The sequence below is a fragment of the Staphylococcus sp. CoH_129_LAB_1 genome (assembly GCF_058191515.1).
The window spans coordinates 14,620-30,319 of the sequence record NZ_JBXWKZ010000028.1 but is presented as its reverse complement, the minus strand read 5'-3'; the positions used below and the strand labels follow the sequence as shown (position 1 = coordinate 30,319).

Sequence of the window (15,700 nt, the reverse complement as noted above, 5' to 3'; positions counted from 1 at the left end):
ATAAGAAACTCTTTTCATAGAAAAAACACCTCCGCATGATTCATTTTAATATGAATTCAACGAAAGTGTTTTTATATCATTCCCACTAATTGGGGTCAGTCCATATTATCATCGTTCCTTTTTTATTTTTATATTGATAAAGTAGTACCGTAGATTTTATCAAAATCACCAATTTCATATAATTCTTTAATAACTTGTTGAGTAATAGGTTGGTCTACTGACAGAATCATCATTGCTTGTCCACCTTCAGAACTTCTTCCCAAAGACATTGAAGCTATATTGATATCATGTTTACCAAGTAGTTGACCTGTTAAACCTACCATTCCTGGTAAGTCTTTATGATAAGAAATAAATTGATAAGCATTAGGTTTAAAATCTACTGAATAATCATTAATTCTTACAATACGTGCACCAAATCCGTCTATTACAGTTGCACCAATTTTTACTTCTTCATGTTCACTTATCAGATTAATTTGAATATAGTTGCTGAATGTCCCCTGTGAAGCACGATTTTCAATATGATGAGTGATACCTTGTTCGTTTAATAATGCAATTGCATTAATTAAGTTCACGCGTTCACCTAAATTTTGTTTTAAAATTGACGTGACGATTGATCGAGTTATTAAATCAGCTTCTTTTTTAGCATTTTCTCCGTTAAAGGTCACTTTAATCTCTCTAGGTGCATCATTTAATAATTGAATAGCTAATTCACCTGCAAGACGGCTAATATGAAGCCATTGTTGTGTTGTCTCATCAATATTGTTTAAATTTAACTTAGGCGCATTGACTGCATTTGTAACATGTCCTTTTTCTAAGATATCAATTATTTCTTCAGCAACTGAAATAGCTACTTTTTCTTGTGCTTCAATCGTAGAAGCACCTAAATGAGGAGTTACAATAATATCTTTATGATCAAGAAGCGGTGAATCTAGGGGAGGTTCATTTTCAAATACGTCTAATGCCGCTCTGGCAATTTGATGTTGATTTAAGGCATTAAGTAAGTCGTTTTCATTAATAATACCGCCTCTAGCCACATTGATAATCTGTAATGTTGGTTTAGCTTGGTTAAAGAAGTTAGCATCAATAATACCTTTTGTTTTAGGTGTTAATGGTGTGTGTACTGTAACAAAATCTGAACGTTGAGCAATTTCATCAATAGTTGCTAGTTCAATGCCAAGTTGCTCTGCTTTTTCTTTAGTCAAAAAAGGGTCGTAAGCTAAAACTGTCATATCAAAACTTTTTAATCTTTTTGCTACGCCTAAACCAATACGTCCCGCTCCAATGACACCTAGTACTTTTTGATACAATTCAACTCCTTTAAATGCTTTACGATTCCATTCTTTGTTCTTTAATGATGTATAGGCTTGTGGGATATTTCGTGCCATTGCTAGAATCATAGCAACTGAGTGTTCAGTAGCAGAAATCGTGTTTCCATCTGGAGCATTAACAACTAATATCCCTTTTAAGGTTGCTGATTTTATATCTATATTATCAACACCTACACCGGCTCTAGCGATAACCTTTAAGTTTGAAGCATGGTTAATCATAGCTTCTGTAACTTTAGTTTGACTCCGTACAATCAAGCCTTGATAGTTGGGAATAATTTCTACAAGCTCTTCTTCAGTTAAACCAGATTTAAAATCAACCTTAAAATCAGGATGATCGATTAAACATTTTAAGCCTTCTTCTGAAATTGGATCTGATACTAAAATATTATGCGTCATGTTGAATTACCTCCGTAAATTTTAATGTAGCTTTACCAATATAATTGACTTTACGAAAATCTGTAAGAATCATTTCTAAAGCTGAAACTACGGATAAAATATCAAAAGATGACACTTTTCCCATATGACCAATTCTCAAAATTGTTCCTTTTAGTTTGCCTTGACCACCAGCAATTGTAATATTAAACCTTGATTTTAGTGTTGACTTAATATAATTCAATTCGTCTTTATCATGAGGGATAAAAGATGTAACAGTAGGAGAGGCATATGAGTCTTCATCAACTAATAATTTTAAATCTAATGCTTTTAAACTTTCTCTTAAACCATCTCTTATCAAATAGTGTCTGTGAATTGTATTGTTAAATCCTTCTTTTTTAATAAGTGAAACATAAGCATTGATTGCTCTAAATAATCCAACATTTGGTGTAAATGGAGTGGAATTTTGTTCAATAGAATCAAAGTATTTGTTTAAATTCAAATAAAAGCGGGGTGTTTTAACTTCTTTAAATCGCTCTTTTGCACGATTATTATAAGCAACAAAAGATAAACCAGGTGGTAACATTAAAGCTTTTTGGCTACCTGATACGAGTACATCAATATTATCTTTTTCTAAATCAACATTAACGGCACCAATACAACTTACGCCATCGACAACAAAATAAATGTCTTGATTGAATGCTTTAATTACTTTTCCTAATTCGTGTATAGGGTGAAGTACAGCAGTAGAAGTTTCACAAAATTGAGTGAATACAGCGGTAATGTCATGATTAAGAGAACGTAAATATGTTTCAAATGCTTCAACGTCAACAGCTTTTCCCCATTCTACATCATAAACATGGACATTTTTATAATACGTTTCAGCAATTTGTTTAAAACGATTGCCAAATGCTCCTGATACAATGATCACGAAATGGTCCTCAGGATTTACTATATTTAACATACTAGCTTCTAAGACACTAGTACCACTTGATGTAAGAATCATTACTTTATTTTTAGTTCCAAAAATTGGTTTTAAATGGTTAAATGCTTCTTCTGCGATAGCTTCAAAATCTGGAGAACGATGCCCTATCATTGATAAATTGAGAGCATGTGTGATTTCATTAGGGACAGGGGTTGGTCCAGGTGTTAATAATAAAGGTTCATAATAATACATCGTAAATCTTCCTCCCACTATAAGATTTTATAATTTTATCAAATATTCTGAAAATTTAAAAGACTAAAATAAAAAGCGGTAGGTTAATCGACCGCTTTTAGTTTTAATCTTGAATTGTTGCTTGTATTTCTATTTCAACATTGTTTCGAATCGAGTTAGATATCATACAATTGTGATCAGCAATGTTTAATAGTTTAGGAAGTCGTTTCCTAAGATGAGTTTTTTGTTCTTCTGTAAGAGATATTATTGGATAATGTGTGATTTTCTCCATTTTAAATTTTCCATTTTCAAAAACTGCACTACCAATTGACTTAATTTCTAAATGAATATTAGTAAATTTAGCTCTTTCAAGCGTAGCTGCTAAAGAGATGATATAGCATGAGGAGGCTGCTGCAACTAACATTTCATCGGGATTTGTTCCAGTTCCATTACCGCCAAGAGAAAGGGGAATAGAGATTTGTTCAGAAATCACATCGCCATTAACATTACCGATTTCTTCACGACCTCCACGCCATGAAGTATGAACTACAAAATCATGTTTAACCATTATTATTGACCTCCTATATCATTATGGTAATTTAAGTGTAGTTGAATATATGATTAATTTAAAGAAAGGTGTTAAAAATGAAAATACAAAAGCCTAATAAATCATTTCAAATCGTTGCACATCGTGGATTGTCACAAAAATATCCTGAAAATACGTTGGAAGGCTTTAAAGCAGCCCTCATGCAACATATTGATATGTTAGAAATTGATGTACATTTTACAAAAGATAATAAATTAGTTGTTATTCATGATGATTCTATTGACCGTACATCAAATCAAAAGGGTAAAGTAAAAGATTTTACTTTAGAAGAATTAAAACAATTTGATTTTGGAATTAAACATGGGGATACATTCAAAGATACGCGTATTTCTACATTTAGCGAAGTTCTTTCTTTATTTAAAAATTATTCTAAAACATTGCTTATTGAAATAAAAAAACCAGAACAGTACCCTGGTATTGAAAAAGCGTTAATTGAAGAACTTGATCATTTTCAAATTCCATCTCATAGAGTTATTATTCAATCATTTGATGTTGAAAGTGTTAAAAGAATATCTAAATATACGAAGAAGTATGCACTAGGTGTCTTGATAAGTAAAAAGAAATACTGGTATAAACAACCTAATTATGAAAATATATCTACTTATGCACAATTTATCAATCCTAACTATAAATTAATAAATAAGAAATTTATAAAGCGTGCTCATGAACATCATCTTAAAGTAATACCTTATACAGTAAATAGCATGAAAGATGTGAAGAAACTGATTCATTTAGGAGTAGATGGAATTATTTCAGATATACCAGATGATATATTTAAATTATAAATAAAAAACCACCCTGACCAAGATGGAAAGGGTGGTAGAATATTAATCAACTTATCTTGAGTAGTACTCAACGATTAATTGTTCATTAATTTCAGCAGGTAATTCACTACGTTCTGGTAAGCGAATGAAAGTACCTTTTAAGCTGTCAGCATCGAAATCTAAATATTCTGGTACGAAATTGTTGATTTCAACAGATTCTTTAATGATATCTAAGTTTTGTGATTTTTCACGAACTGAGATAACTTGACCAGGTTTTAAAGCGTATGATGGGATGTCAACACGTTTACCATCAACTTCAATGTGACCATGACCAACTAATTGGCGAGCTTGACGACGTGTACGTGCTAACCCTAATGAGTAAACTACTGCATCTAAACGGCTAGCTAATAAAATCATGAAGTTTTCACCGTGTACACCATGTTGTTTACCAGCAATATCAAATGTGTTACGGAATTGTCTTTCAGTCATTCCATATAAATAACGTAATTTTTGTTTTTCACGTAATTGTAAACCATATTCTGATAATTTTTTACGTTGGTTTGGACCATGTTGTCCTGGTGCGTAAGGACGTTTTTCTAATTCTTTACCAGTACCACTTAATGAGATACCTAAACGACGAGATTTTTTCCAGTTAGAACCTCTGAATCGAGCCATAATAAGACTCCTCCTTTTCTTTTTTGTTGGAATGAATAAACAAAAAAGAGTGTTGCATGCTCATTAAGATATATTGTTTTATGTGTCTTCACCTTATAGCTACAGTTACACGACACGTCCACATCGGGAACAACATAGAGCTTAATAATATACAACTGCTATTTTCGTTAATTCACACAAAATTCATTGTACCATTATTTTAAAAAGTGTCAAGGAATCATTTAAATTTATTATTTTGATAATTGGTTTTCTAAGATAGAAACTATATCTTCTAGTCCTTGTTGATCGTCTTTACTAAATCGTTGTGTAATAGGCGCATCAATATCTAACACGCCGATTATTTCATTATTAACATGAATTGGAACGACAATTTCAGATTTACTATTAGCATCGCAAGCGATGTGACCAGGAAAGGCATTAACATCATCTACAAGTTGTGTTTGATTATTCGCAACAGCAGTCCCACATACACCTTTTCCTATAGAAATATGTACGCAAGCAGGATGACCTTGGAAAGGACCTAAGATGAGTTCATTATTTTCAATTAAATAAAATCCCAACCAATTGATTTGATCTAAGTTGTCATTTAGTAAAGCGGATGTATTACTTAAAATTGCAATTAGATTTGTTTCATCTTCAATTAGACTTGCAAGTTGTTTACCTAATAAGTTGTAATTTGTTTCTTTAATTGTTGGCATTTTTAAACCTCTCTATCAATATTTTGATTATTAGTATAAATGTAAAAAATTTTTCAATCAATTCTTTGAATTTTATTTTAATGACAGGATAAGATACGTTATAATAATGATAATATAGGAGGAGAATGAGATGGTTTTATACATTATATTAGCAATTATTATTATTATATTGATTGCTGTCGGTATTATGTTTTATTTACGTTCTAACAAACGTAAAATCGTTGAGCAAGCAGAAGAACGTAAATTAAAAGTTCAACAGTTACCTTTTGAAGATAATTTAGAAAAGTTATCAGCTTTAAATCTTAAAGGTGAAACGAGAACGAAATATGACGCGTTAAAACAAGATACATTAGATCATACTAATAATTATTTAGCGCCAGTAGAAGAAAAAATTCATGACGCTGAGCTTCAACTTGATAAATTCCAATTTGCAGGGGCACAAACTGAGATTGATGATGCTCATGAATTAATGGATAGATATGAAGCTAGCTATCAATCACAAGTAGATGAAGTAAATGAAATTCTTTCTCTACATAAAGATAACGAAGCAATCTATGAAAAATGTAAAACAGATTATCGTGAAATGAAAAGAGATGTTTTAGCAAATAGACATCAATTTGGAGAAGCAGCAGCTCCACTTGAAAAACGTATCGAGGCATTTGAACCAGAACTTGATCAGTATGAAATGCTGAAAGAAGAAGGTAACTACGTACAAGCTCATAATCATATTACGGGATTAAATAACTCTATTAATGAAACAAAAGAATATATGGATGAAATTCCTGATTTAATTAGAGAAGCTCAAAAAGAGTTACCAGGACAATTCCAAGATTTAAAATATGGTTGTAGAGACTTAAAAGTAAATGGTTATGACTTGGATCACGTCAAAATTGATGGCACATTACAAAGTTTAAAAACTGAATTAAATTTTGTAGAACCTATGATTAGTCGTCTTGAATTAGAAGAAGCTAATGATAAATTGCAACAAATTAATGATAAACTTGATGAAATGTATGATTTAATTGAGCATGAAGTGAAAGCTAAAAATGAAGTTGAAGAAACAAAAGAAGATATAACAAATGAATTATTTAAAGCGAGAGAAATGAATTATACGCTTAGAACAGAAATCGACTATATTCGCGAAAACTATTTCATTAATGAAAGTGATGTTCATAGCATTAGACAACATGAAAATGAAATACAAAATTTAGTTACAGTATATGATGATATTCTAAAAGAAATGTCTAAATCTGCTGTGAGATATAGTGAAGTAAAAGATAATCTAGAGTACTTAGACGAACATGTAAAAGTGATAAATGAAAACCAAGAAAAACTACAAAATCATCTGATTCAACTTAGAGAAGATGAAGCTGAGGCTGAAGATAATCTCTTAAAAATTCAATCGAAAAAAGAAGAGATTTATCGTCGACTTCTTGCTTCAAACTTAACAAGTGTTCCAGAACGATTTGTTATTATGAAAAATGAAATCGACCATGAAGTAAGAGCTGTCAACGAACAGTTCAATGAACGTCCGCTTCACGTTAAACAACTTAAAGATAAAGTTTCAAAAATTGTGATTCAAATGAATACTTTTGAGGATGAAGCGAATGATGTATTAGTTAATGCAGTCTATGCAGAGCGATTAATTCAATATGGAAACAGATATCGTAAAGATCATCATAATGTAGATAAAAGTTTAAATGAAGCAGAACGTTTATTTAAGAATAACCGTTATAAACGCTCAATTGAAGTATCAGAACAAGCACTTGAAAGTGTAGAACCTGGTATAACAAAACACATTGAAAATGAAGTAATTAAAGGATAATATAGCTCTTATATTTAGAGAATGGCCTAGACAATCACATATTTCTAGGTCATTCTCTTTTATTTTTTTAAAAAAATAGTATAATGCTTTAGTGTCTATTTTTAAGTCAGAAAAAATTTTTTAGTTATGTTATTTATGAAAGTGAGTGTGTCATATGATTTACTTAGATAATGCTGCCACTACAAAGCCGAACAAAGCGGTACTAGATTCATTTCTAAAAGTAAGTGAGAAAGCTTATTATAATGCTAATAGTCCTCATCAAATGGGTCTACAAGCAGAACAAATATTATTACAGGGTAAGTCGCGTGTGAAAGAGATATTAAATCTTAATAAAACTACTGATGTTATTTTCACAAGTGGTGCAACTGAGTCTAATAATATTGCACTCAAAGGTATCGCATTAAGAAAAAAACAGTTTGCGAATGAAATCGTTACCTCAGTATTAGAACATCCTTCAGTATTAGAAGTGATGCGTTATCTAGAAACACAAGGATTTATATTGAAATACGTGAACGTGACACCAAATGGCCAAATAGATATCAAACATTTAGAACAATTAATGACGGATAATGTGGGCTTAGTGACATGTATGTATGTTAATAATGTTATGGGACAAATACAACCAATAAAAGAAATTGCCTCTTTATTAAAACAATACCCTAAGGCACATTTTCATGTAGATGGCGTACAGGCTTTAGGAAAAATTCCAATGCAATTAGAGAATGTAAATAGTATTAGTTTTAGTGGTCATAAATTTAATGGTTTAAAAGGTCAAGGCGTATTAATTATTGATAATAAGGAAAAAATTGAACCCACAGTATTTGGCGGTGGTCAAGAGTATGGAATTAGAAGCGGTACCGTAAATCTAGCAATGAATGTTTCACTTGTGAAAGCAATGGAAATGGCTGTGCAAAATTTAAATGAACTTAATCACCGTCTAACGCGCTATAATAAAGAACTTAGAGATTATTTTTATCAATATAAGGGAGTTTATATTAACTCTCCAGAAAATGGAGCTCCACATATTTTAAACATTGCTTTTCCAGGAGTAAAAGGAGAAGTGCTTGTTAATGCGTTTTCAAAATTAGATATTATGGTATCGACTACCAGCGCATGCTCCTCTAAAAGAGAAGAATTAAATGAAGTGTTATTATCAATGGGAATTAAAGACAACAAAATAGAGGGAAGCGTTCGCTTATCCATGGGTGAAACTACTACAGAAAAAGAAATTGAAGAGTTTAAAGATAAATTTAAATTAATCTACGCTGAAATAAAGGAGTTGCTAAAATAAATGAGATATGATCATATTTTGGTAAGATATGGAGAACTTACGTTAAAAGGAACAAATAGAAGAAGATTCACAAATGTATTGAAAGAAAATGTTATTCGATCATTACGCTCATTAGAAGGTACGCGAGTTAAAGGAGAGAGGGATCGCATGTTTATCTCGCTTTTTGAGGAAGCGGATGTTAGTGAAGTTATGAATCGTTTAACGAAAGTATTTGGCATAAAGTCTATTAGTCCAGTATTTAAAACAACACAAGATCTGGAAGATATGAAACAACTTTGTATCTCATTAGCTAAAGATTTTGCTCATGGAGATACTTTTAAAGTAGATGTAAAACGTGTAGATAAATCTTTTTCATTAGATACGTATCAACTACAAAGAGAACTAGGTGGCGCCATTTTAAAATCAGTTGATCATTTAAAAGTAGATGTAAAACAACCAACTCACAATATGAGAGTAGAAGTACGTAAAGATGGCGTATATATTTATACTAAAGTTATCGAAGGTGCTGGCGGGTTACCTATTGGCACAGGTGGTAAAATACTTCTCATGCTATCAGGTGGAATTGATTCACCGGTAGCTGGTATGGAAATTATGAAACGTGGGGTAAAAATAGAAGCTATTCATTTTCATAGTCCACCCTTTACAAGTGAAAAAGCGAAAGACAAAGTGATTGAATTGACACGTATACTATCTGAACGTGTAGGACCAATTAAATTACACATTGTTCCTTTCACAGCACTTCAAAAACAAATTAATAAGTCTGTACACCCAAGATATACTATGACATCTACTAGACGTATAATGTTACGAGTGACAGATATTATTTTAGAGCGTATTGGAGCGAATGCTATAGTAAATGGCGAAAATTTAGGTCAAGTAGCAAGTCAAACATTAAAGAGTATGTATGCAATCAATGATGTTACGTCTACACCTATTTTAAGACCACTTATTTCTTTAGATAAAGAAGACATCATTAAAAAAGCAAAAGAAATAGGAACATTTGATATTTCAATACAGCCCTATGAGGATTGCTGTACAATTTTCACACCCAAAAATCCTGTAACTGAACCAGATTTTGATAAAGTTATTAAATATGAAAGTGTATTTAACTTTGATAATCTTATTCAAGAAGCAGCAGATAATGTGGAAACATTAGTAATTAATAAAGATTATAAAACTGAAAAAGATAAAAATACTGATGCGCTCATAGATGAATTATTTTAATATGAAAGTATTAAAGTAATTTAATAGGGGGTGGGCATCATAGAATTAAGTTTTCATATTATTTTCGTTATTATTGCTTTTGGTTTTTTAGCAGCATTGATAGATGCCGTTGTGGGTGGTGGTGGCTTAATTTCAATTCCTGCACTATTAGCTATAGGAATGTCGCCATCATTAGCATTAGGCACAAACAAATTAGCAAGTGCGTTTGGCTCATTAACGAGTACAATCAAATTTTTAAAATCTGGAAACGTTGATACAAAAATAGTATTTAGACTATTTCCACTTGTGTTTATATTTGCAGTGGGTGGGGCAAGCTTAGCAACCTTTTTGCCATCAAAAGTTTTAAAACCACTCGTAATCGTCATATTGGCTCTTGTTTTAATTTATACCATTCTTAAAAAAAATTGGGGCAATGTCAGAACGTTTTCTCAATTTACTATTAGTAAAGCAATTGTCTTTATATCACTACTACTTTTAATTGGATTTTATGATGGATTTTTAGGTGGTGGTACTGGATCCTTTATGTTGTTTATATTACTAATGTTTGGCTTTGATTTTTTAAGTGCAGCTGGAAATGCAAAAGTATTAAATTTTGCTTCAAATATTGGTGCACTAACATTATTTCTTGTTCTCGGACAAGTAAATATTGTTTATGGATTAATTATGGCAGTCAGTATGGTGATTGGATCATATACTGGTGCACATTTTGCAATCAAAAACGGTGTAGGTTATGTCAAAATTTTATTTATTGTAGTCACCAGTTTACTCATTATAAAAAATGCTTATGATTATATCATGCAAATCATCTCTAATTAAAATTGTAGTTAGCGTCTTAAATGATTGAAATGCGTTTAAATACTATCGTATCATTAAATTATAATTCAAATAACTAATGGGAGGTCATTCAATATGACAGAAATTACTTTTAAAAATAATCCTATACATTTAGCAGGAACTGAGGTTTCAAAAGGAGATGTAGCTCCTAATTTTAAAGTTTTGGATAATAGTTTAAATGAAGTTACTTTAGATAACTTTAAAGGGAAAAAGAAACTGATTAGTGTCGTTCCTTCGATTGATACTGGTGTGTGTGATCAACAAACTCGCAAATTCAATGAACAGGCTTCTCAGGAAAATGGTGTAGTACTCACAATTTCAGTGGATTTACCTTTTGCTCAAAAAAGATGGTGTGCATCAAATGGTTTAGAAAATGTGATTACGTTAAGTGACCATAAAGACTTATCATTTGGTGAAAATTATGGTGTCGTTATGAAAGAATTGAGACTATTAGCTCGTTCTGTTTTCGTATTAGATGAAAATAATCGTATAGTTTATAAAGAATTAGTTCAAGAAGGTACTGATTTCCCAAATTTTGAGGACGCTTTAGAAGCTTATCGAAATATTTAAATAAATATTAAATGATTAAATTAAAGATATAATACTAAAATTGTCCATATGTATTTTAAAATGAATGATTTCATTTTAAGGCATTCGCATTATGGACATTTTTTATTGGAGAGGAATTGAATATGGCAGAAGAACAAACAATTATGGAAAGGTTATTCCGTACTTTAGATAATAAAGCTAAGTCATTGAATGAAGAAAATGGGCAAAGTTTTATAGAAAATCTAGGCTTAGCAATGGAAGATGTATATCGTAATCAGCGTACCTTGTTAGAACAAGCAACACTTCAAGACCGTCGAAAAGCATTTCAATTTGCTTATTTAAGCTTATTGCAAGAAGAAAATATTCAGGCAAATCATCAAATTACACCAGATTCTATTGGTTTGATTTTAGGTTTCTTAGTACAAAAATTTACAGAAAATAATAAAGAATTACAAGTTGTGGATATTGCAAGTGGAGCTGGCCATTTAAGTGCTACGGTGAATGAAGTATTAAAAGAAAGAGAAGTTATGCACCACTTAATTGAAGTTGATCCTGTTTTATCTAGAGTTAGCGTGCATCTTGCGAATTTTTTAGAAATACCATTTGATGTGTATCCTCAAGATGCGATTATGCCATTACCATTGGAGGAAGCAGATGTTGTTATTGGAGATTTTCCAATTGGATATTATCCTTTAGATGAACGTAGTAAAGAAATGCAACTTGGTTTCAAAGAGGGACATAGTTATTCACACTTTTTACTTATCGAACAAGCCGTCTATGCTTTAAAACAAAGTGGATATGCTTTCTTAGTAGTGCCTAGTAATATTTTTGAAGATGAACATGTGAAACAGTTACAAAATTTCATTGCTACAGAAACTGAAATGCAAGCATTTTTAAACCTTCCCAAAACATTGTTTAAAAATGAAAATGCACGCAAATCAATTTTAATACTACAAAAGAAAAAAGTGAATGAAACTAAGCCTGTAGAAGTGCTATTAGCTAATATTCCAGATTTTAAAAATCCTAATCAATTTCATGGTTTTATTAATGAATTAAATGAATGGATGGACACAAATCATTCAAAAAAATAAACTGTGATATTCTTGAATTACTTCTGTGTTAATGGTTAAATAGAAATGAATATTTAATATATAAATTGGAGGACAATGGATCATGTCTAAATTAGTTTTAGCGATTAATGCTGGAAGTTCTTCTTTAAAGTTCCAACTTATTAGAATGCCTGAAGAAGAATTAGTTACAAAGGGCTTAATTGAGCGTATTGGTATTAAAGATTCAATATTTACAATTGAAGTAAATGGTAAAAAAGTAAAAAGAGTTAAAGATATTAAAGATCATGAAGAAGCAATTAATATGATGTTAGATAGCTTCCAAAAACATGGTATTATCAACGATATTAACGACATCGCTGGAACAGGTCATCGTGTTGTTCATGGCGGAGAATTATTCCCTAAATCTGCTCTAGTCACTGATGAAGTAGAGGAAAAAATTGAGTCATTAAGTGAATTAGCGCCATTACATAATCCTGCAAACTTAATGGGAGTTCGTGCCTTTAGAAAGTTATTACCTAATATTCCACATGTTGTGGTTTTTGATACTTCATTCCATCAAACTATGCCAGAAAGTTCTTATTTGTATAGTTTACCATATAACTATTACGAAGATTTTGGTATTCGTAAATACGGTTTCCATGGTACAAGCCATAAATATGTATCACGACGTGCGGCTGACATTTTAGAAAAACCTATTGAAGAATTACGTATTATTTCTTGTCATATTGGTAATGGTGCGTCAATTGCTGCAATTGATGGTGGGAAATCTATCGATACATCAATGGGCTTCACTCCGTTAGCAGGTGTAACAATGGGTACACGCTCAGGAGATATTGACCCAGCGTTAATTCCATTTATTATGGAAAAAACAGGTAAAACTGCTGATGAAGTTTTAACAGTTTTAAATAAAGAATCTGGATTATTAGGTATTTCTGGTACTTCAAGTGATTTACGTGATTTATTAGGTGAAGCTGCAAATGGCGATGAACGAGCTGAACTTGCTTTAGATATTTTTGCTTCTAGAATTCACAAATACATTGGTTCTTATGCTGCTAGAATGCATGGTGTTGATGTTATTGTCTTTACAGCAGGTGTCGGTGAAAATTCAGCACCAATACGTGCTAAAATTTTAGAAGGCTTAGAGTTTATGGGTGTTTATTGGGATCCTAAGAAAAATGAATCTACTCACGGTGAAGAAGCTTTTATAAATTACCCACACTCTCCAGTTAAAGTAACTGTTGTTCCAACTAATGAAGAAGTTATGATTGCAAGAGACACAGTAAAATTCGGTGAATTATAAGATATATTAAAAAAACGATGAGATTAAACTTATCTCATCGTTTTTTAGAACGTAACAGGGGAATAGGACAAAATTCATGTTGAATTTGTGGTCCCACCCTGATGATGTATCTTTAACATATTAAAGAGGTCTGAGACAAATCCTTATGTCTCAGGCCTCTTTATTTAAATATATTACTTTATTAAGAAAATTGTTTTCTAAATTCAGGAGTTGCAACTTCAGGTTGGAAATCATCTGGAATTTCTTCAGTACGTACGACAAGTACATCACATGGGGCATGACGAACGATTGATTCAGAAACAGAACCAACGATAAATCGTTCTACTGCATTTAATCCAGATGTACCACACATAATTAAGTCAACGCCTAATTCATTTGCTAATTTTTTAGGTATAATAGCTTTAGGTGATCCAAATTCTAGACGAGTTTCTACATTTGTAACACCTGCACGTGAAGCCACTTCTTTATAACCTTTTAAAAGTTCATCAGAAAAACCTTTAGATTTTTCAGTGAATTGAGCATCATACACTTCGTAAGAAGAGTAAGTTCTTGAATCGATAATATTAACAATAGTTAATTTAGCATCATTTCGTTTAGCAACGTCTACAGCTTTGTTGAAAGCCCATTCTGCCTCGTGTGAACCATCAACTGCGATTAAAATGTTTTTATAAGTTAACATCTTAATTCCCCCTTAGCTTTTCTTAATTATATTTTAACATAAATTTCTGAATATTTAATATTTATATTTTAACAAATATGTGTACATTGTACGTTGTACGCTGTACGTTTTTGTTGATTGCGCTTTCATTTCTTTAGCGTTACCATAAGAAGTGGAGGTGGATGGAATGAAAATCGGTATTCCAAAAGAAATAAAAAATAATGAGAATAGAGTAGGTTTATCACCAAGTGGTGTACATGCATTAGTTGAACAAGGACATACAGTACTTGTTGAAACAAACGCAGGTTCTGGTTCATATTTTGAAGACGAAGATTATAAACAAGCTGGTGCAGAAATAGTTAATGATGCAAAAACAACTTGGGATGTAGACATGGTGATTAAAGTAAAAGAACCATTAGAAGAAGAATATAAATATTTCAGAGAAGGTCTTATCTTATTCACATACTTACATCTTGCTAATGAGGAAAAACTTACTCAAGCATTAGTTGATAATAAAGTAGTAAGTATTGCCTACGAAACAGTTCAATTACCAGATCGTTCTTTACCTTTATTAACACCCATGAGTGAAGTTGCAGGACGTATGTCAGCTCAAATTGGTGCAGAATTTTTACAAAAAATTAACGGTGGAATGGGTATTCTACTTGGTGGCGTGCCAGGTGTACCAAAAGGAAAAGTTACCATTATTGGTGGCGGTCAAGCAGGTACAAATGCTGCTAAAATTGCTTTAGGATTAGGTGCAGATGTAACTATTTTAGATGTAAATCCTAAACGTTTAGCGGAATTAGAAGATTTGTTTGACGGTCGTGTTAATACAATAATGTCTAACCCACTTAATATTGAAAATGCAGTTAAAGAAAGTGACTTAGTTATTGGTGCAGTATTAATTCCTGGAGCGAAAGCACCAAGTTTAGTTACTGAAGATATGATTAAACAAATGAAAGACGGTGCAGTAGTAGTCGACATTGCTATTGACCAAGGTGGTATCTTTGAAACTACTGATAAAATCACGACACATGATGATCCAACTTATGTTAAACACGGTGTTGTACATTATGCAGTAGCGAATATGCCTGGTGCAGTTCCACGTACTTCTACTATTGCTCTTAATAATGCTACTTTACCTTATGCACAGTTACTTGCTAATAAAGGTTATAAAGAGGCATTTAAAGTAAATGAGCCTCTTTCATTAGGTTTAAATACGTATAAAGGCTATTTAACTAATAAAGGTGTTGCAGAAGCTTTTGATTTAACTTATACATCTATTGAAGATGCATTAAAAGAATAATCTAAATTAATTCAATAAAAAGCGGAATATGAGTGCCTATTCC

General features: G+C 31.7%; 15 protein-coding genes. 9 read left to right on the top strand and 6 right to left on the bottom strand.

Features of this window, described 5'->3' with window-relative positions; genetic code table 11:
* Positions 1-128 precede the first annotated feature (128 nt).
* The 3 genes from serA to AC2FB1_RS08745 all read right to left on the bottom strand — a co-directional run bounded on the left by serA (position 129) and on the right by AC2FB1_RS08745 (position 3,424).
* A complete protein-coding gene (gene serA / locus AC2FB1_RS08755) occupies positions 129-1,724 on the bottom strand; it encodes a phosphoglycerate dehydrogenase (RefSeq protein ID WP_490674839.1) in 1,596 nt (531 codons plus the stop codon).
* Positions 1,714-2,877: a pyridoxal-phosphate-dependent aminotransferase family protein gene (locus AC2FB1_RS08750; RefSeq protein WP_490674838.1), complete on the bottom strand. Its 1,164-nt coding sequence runs from the start codon at positions 2,875-2,877 to the stop codon at positions 1,714-1,716. The genes serA and AC2FB1_RS08750 overlap by 11 nt, the downstream gene beginning before the upstream one ends.
* Before the next feature lie 103 nt (positions 2,878-2,980).
* Positions 2,981-3,424: an OsmC family protein gene (locus AC2FB1_RS08745; protein ID WP_490674837.1), complete on the bottom strand. Its 444-nt coding sequence runs from the start codon at positions 3,422-3,424 to the stop codon at positions 2,981-2,983.
* A gap of 77 nt (positions 3,425-3,501) precedes the next feature.
* Here AC2FB1_RS08745 and AC2FB1_RS08740 point away from each other — a divergent pair, with 77 nt between their 5' ends.
* Positions 3,502-4,248 carry a glycerophosphodiester phosphodiesterase gene (locus tag AC2FB1_RS08740; protein WP_490674836.1) on the top strand — a complete coding sequence of 249 codons (747 nt, stop codon included), beginning with the start codon at positions 3,502-3,504 and terminating at the stop codon, positions 4,246-4,248.
* Between the two features lie 51 nt (positions 4,249-4,299).
* Here AC2FB1_RS08740 and rpsD read toward each other — a convergent pair whose 3' ends face one another.
* On the bottom strand, positions 4,300-4,902 hold the full coding sequence (gene rpsD, locus AC2FB1_RS08735) for a 30S ribosomal protein S4 (RefSeq protein WP_490674835.1): 603 nt from the start codon (positions 4,900-4,902) through the stop codon (positions 4,300-4,302).
* Between the two features lie 230 nt (positions 4,903-5,132).
* Positions 5,133-5,600 carry a GAF domain-containing protein gene (locus AC2FB1_RS08730; protein WP_490674834.1) on the bottom strand — a complete coding sequence of 156 codons (468 nt, stop codon included), beginning with the start codon at positions 5,598-5,600 and terminating at the stop codon, positions 5,133-5,135.
* A gap of 130 nt (positions 5,601-5,730) precedes the next feature.
* On the opposite strand from AC2FB1_RS08730, the gene ezrA reads away from it, so the two are divergent.
* From ezrA to AC2FB1_RS08695, 7 genes are all read left to right on the top strand, one after another.
* Positions 5,731-7,425 carry a septation ring formation regulator EzrA gene (gene ezrA, locus AC2FB1_RS08725; protein ID WP_490674833.1) on the top strand — a complete coding sequence of 565 codons (1,695 nt, stop codon included), beginning with the start codon at positions 5,731-5,733 and terminating at the stop codon, positions 7,423-7,425.
* A gap of 154 nt (positions 7,426-7,579) precedes the next feature.
* Positions 7,580-8,716: a cysteine desulfurase family protein gene (locus AC2FB1_RS08720; RefSeq protein WP_490674831.1), complete on the top strand. Its 1,137-nt coding sequence runs from the start codon at positions 7,580-7,582 to the stop codon at positions 8,714-8,716.
* Positions 8,717-9,940, top strand: coding sequence for a tRNA uracil 4-sulfurtransferase ThiI (gene thiI, locus AC2FB1_RS08715; RefSeq protein ID WP_490674830.1), 1,224 nt, complete (start codon positions 8,717-8,719; stop codon positions 9,938-9,940). It abuts the gene before it with no gap.
* Between the two features lie 30 nt (positions 9,941-9,970).
* Positions 9,971-10,756 carry a sulfite exporter TauE/SafE family protein gene (locus AC2FB1_RS08710; RefSeq protein ID WP_490674829.1) on the top strand — a complete coding sequence of 262 codons (786 nt, stop codon included), beginning with the start codon at positions 9,971-9,973 and terminating at the stop codon, positions 10,754-10,756.
* Positions 10,757-10,849: 93 nt separating this feature from the next.
* The gene (gene tpx / locus AC2FB1_RS08705; RefSeq protein WP_490674828.1) at positions 10,850-11,344 is read left to right on the top strand and encodes a thiol peroxidase; all 495 of its coding nucleotides are present in this window, start codon (positions 10,850-10,852) and stop codon (positions 11,342-11,344) included.
* Between the two features lie 122 nt (positions 11,345-11,466).
* The gene (locus AC2FB1_RS08700) at positions 11,467-12,414 is read left to right on the top strand and encodes a class I SAM-dependent methyltransferase (protein ID WP_490674827.1); all 948 of its coding nucleotides are present in this window, start codon (positions 11,467-11,469) and stop codon (positions 12,412-12,414) included.
* 82 nt (positions 12,415-12,496) lie between these two features.
* Positions 12,497-13,693 (top strand): acetate kinase, encoded by a 1,197-nt coding sequence (locus tag AC2FB1_RS08695; protein WP_490674826.1) that lies wholly within the window; start codon positions 12,497-12,499, stop codon positions 13,691-13,693.
* A gap of 181 nt (positions 13,694-13,874) precedes the next feature.
* Here AC2FB1_RS08695 and AC2FB1_RS08690 read toward each other — a convergent pair whose 3' ends face one another.
* The gene (locus AC2FB1_RS08690; RefSeq protein WP_490674825.1) at positions 13,875-14,372 is read right to left on the bottom strand and encodes a universal stress protein; all 498 of its coding nucleotides are present in this window, start codon (positions 14,370-14,372) and stop codon (positions 13,875-13,877) included.
* Between the two features lie 166 nt (positions 14,373-14,538).
* On the opposite strand from AC2FB1_RS08690, the gene ald reads away from it, so the two are divergent.
* Entirely contained in the window at positions 14,539-15,657 is a 1,119-nt protein-coding gene (gene ald / locus AC2FB1_RS08685) for an alanine dehydrogenase (protein ID WP_490674823.1), read from the top strand.
* Positions 15,658-15,700: the final 43 nt, after the last annotated feature.

Excerpts from the sequence above, each read along its gene's own strand:
- ald (WP_490674823.1), top strand. The coding sequence starts at position 14,539 with ATGAAAATCGGTATTCCAAAAGAAATAAAAAATAATGAGAATAGAGTA.
- AC2FB1_RS08695 (WP_490674826.1), top strand. The coding sequence starts at position 12,497 with ATGTCTAAATTAGTTTTAGCGATTAATGCTGGAAGTTCTTCTTTAAAG.
- AC2FB1_RS08730 (WP_490674834.1), bottom strand. The coding sequence starts at position 5,600 with ATGCCAACAATTAAAGAAACAAATTACAACTTATTAGGTAAACAACTT.
- tpx (WP_490674828.1), top strand. The coding sequence starts at position 10,850 with ATGACAGAAATTACTTTTAAAAATAATCCTATACATTTAGCAGGAACT.
- AC2FB1_RS08745 (WP_490674837.1), bottom strand. The coding sequence starts at position 3,424 with ATGGTTAAACATGATTTTGTAGTTCATACTTCATGGCGTGGAGGTCGT.
- thiI (WP_490674830.1), top strand. The coding sequence starts at position 8,717 with ATGAGATATGATCATATTTTGGTAAGATATGGAGAACTTACGTTAAAA.
- rpsD (WP_490674835.1), bottom strand. The coding sequence starts at position 4,902 with ATGGCTCGATTCAGAGGTTCTAACTGGAAAAAATCTCGTCGTTTAGGT.
- AC2FB1_RS08740 (WP_490674836.1), top strand. The coding sequence starts at position 3,502 with ATGAAAATACAAAAGCCTAATAAATCATTTCAAATCGTTGCACATCGT.
- AC2FB1_RS08720 (WP_490674831.1), top strand. The coding sequence starts at position 7,580 with ATGATTTACTTAGATAATGCTGCCACTACAAAGCCGAACAAAGCGGTA.
- AC2FB1_RS08690 (WP_490674825.1), bottom strand. The coding sequence starts at position 14,372 with ATGTTAACTTATAAAAACATTTTAATCGCAGTTGATGGTTCACACGAG.
- AC2FB1_RS08750 (WP_490674838.1), bottom strand. The coding sequence starts at position 2,877 with ATGTATTATTATGAACCTTTATTATTAACACCTGGACCAACCCCTGTC.
- ezrA (WP_490674833.1), top strand. The coding sequence starts at position 5,731 with ATGGTTTTATACATTATATTAGCAATTATTATTATTATATTGATTGCT.
- AC2FB1_RS08700 (WP_490674827.1), top strand. The coding sequence starts at position 11,467 with ATGGCAGAAGAACAAACAATTATGGAAAGGTTATTCCGTACTTTAGAT.
- serA (WP_490674839.1), bottom strand. The coding sequence starts at position 1,724 with ATGACGCATAATATTTTAGTATCAGATCCAATTTCAGAAGAAGGCTTA.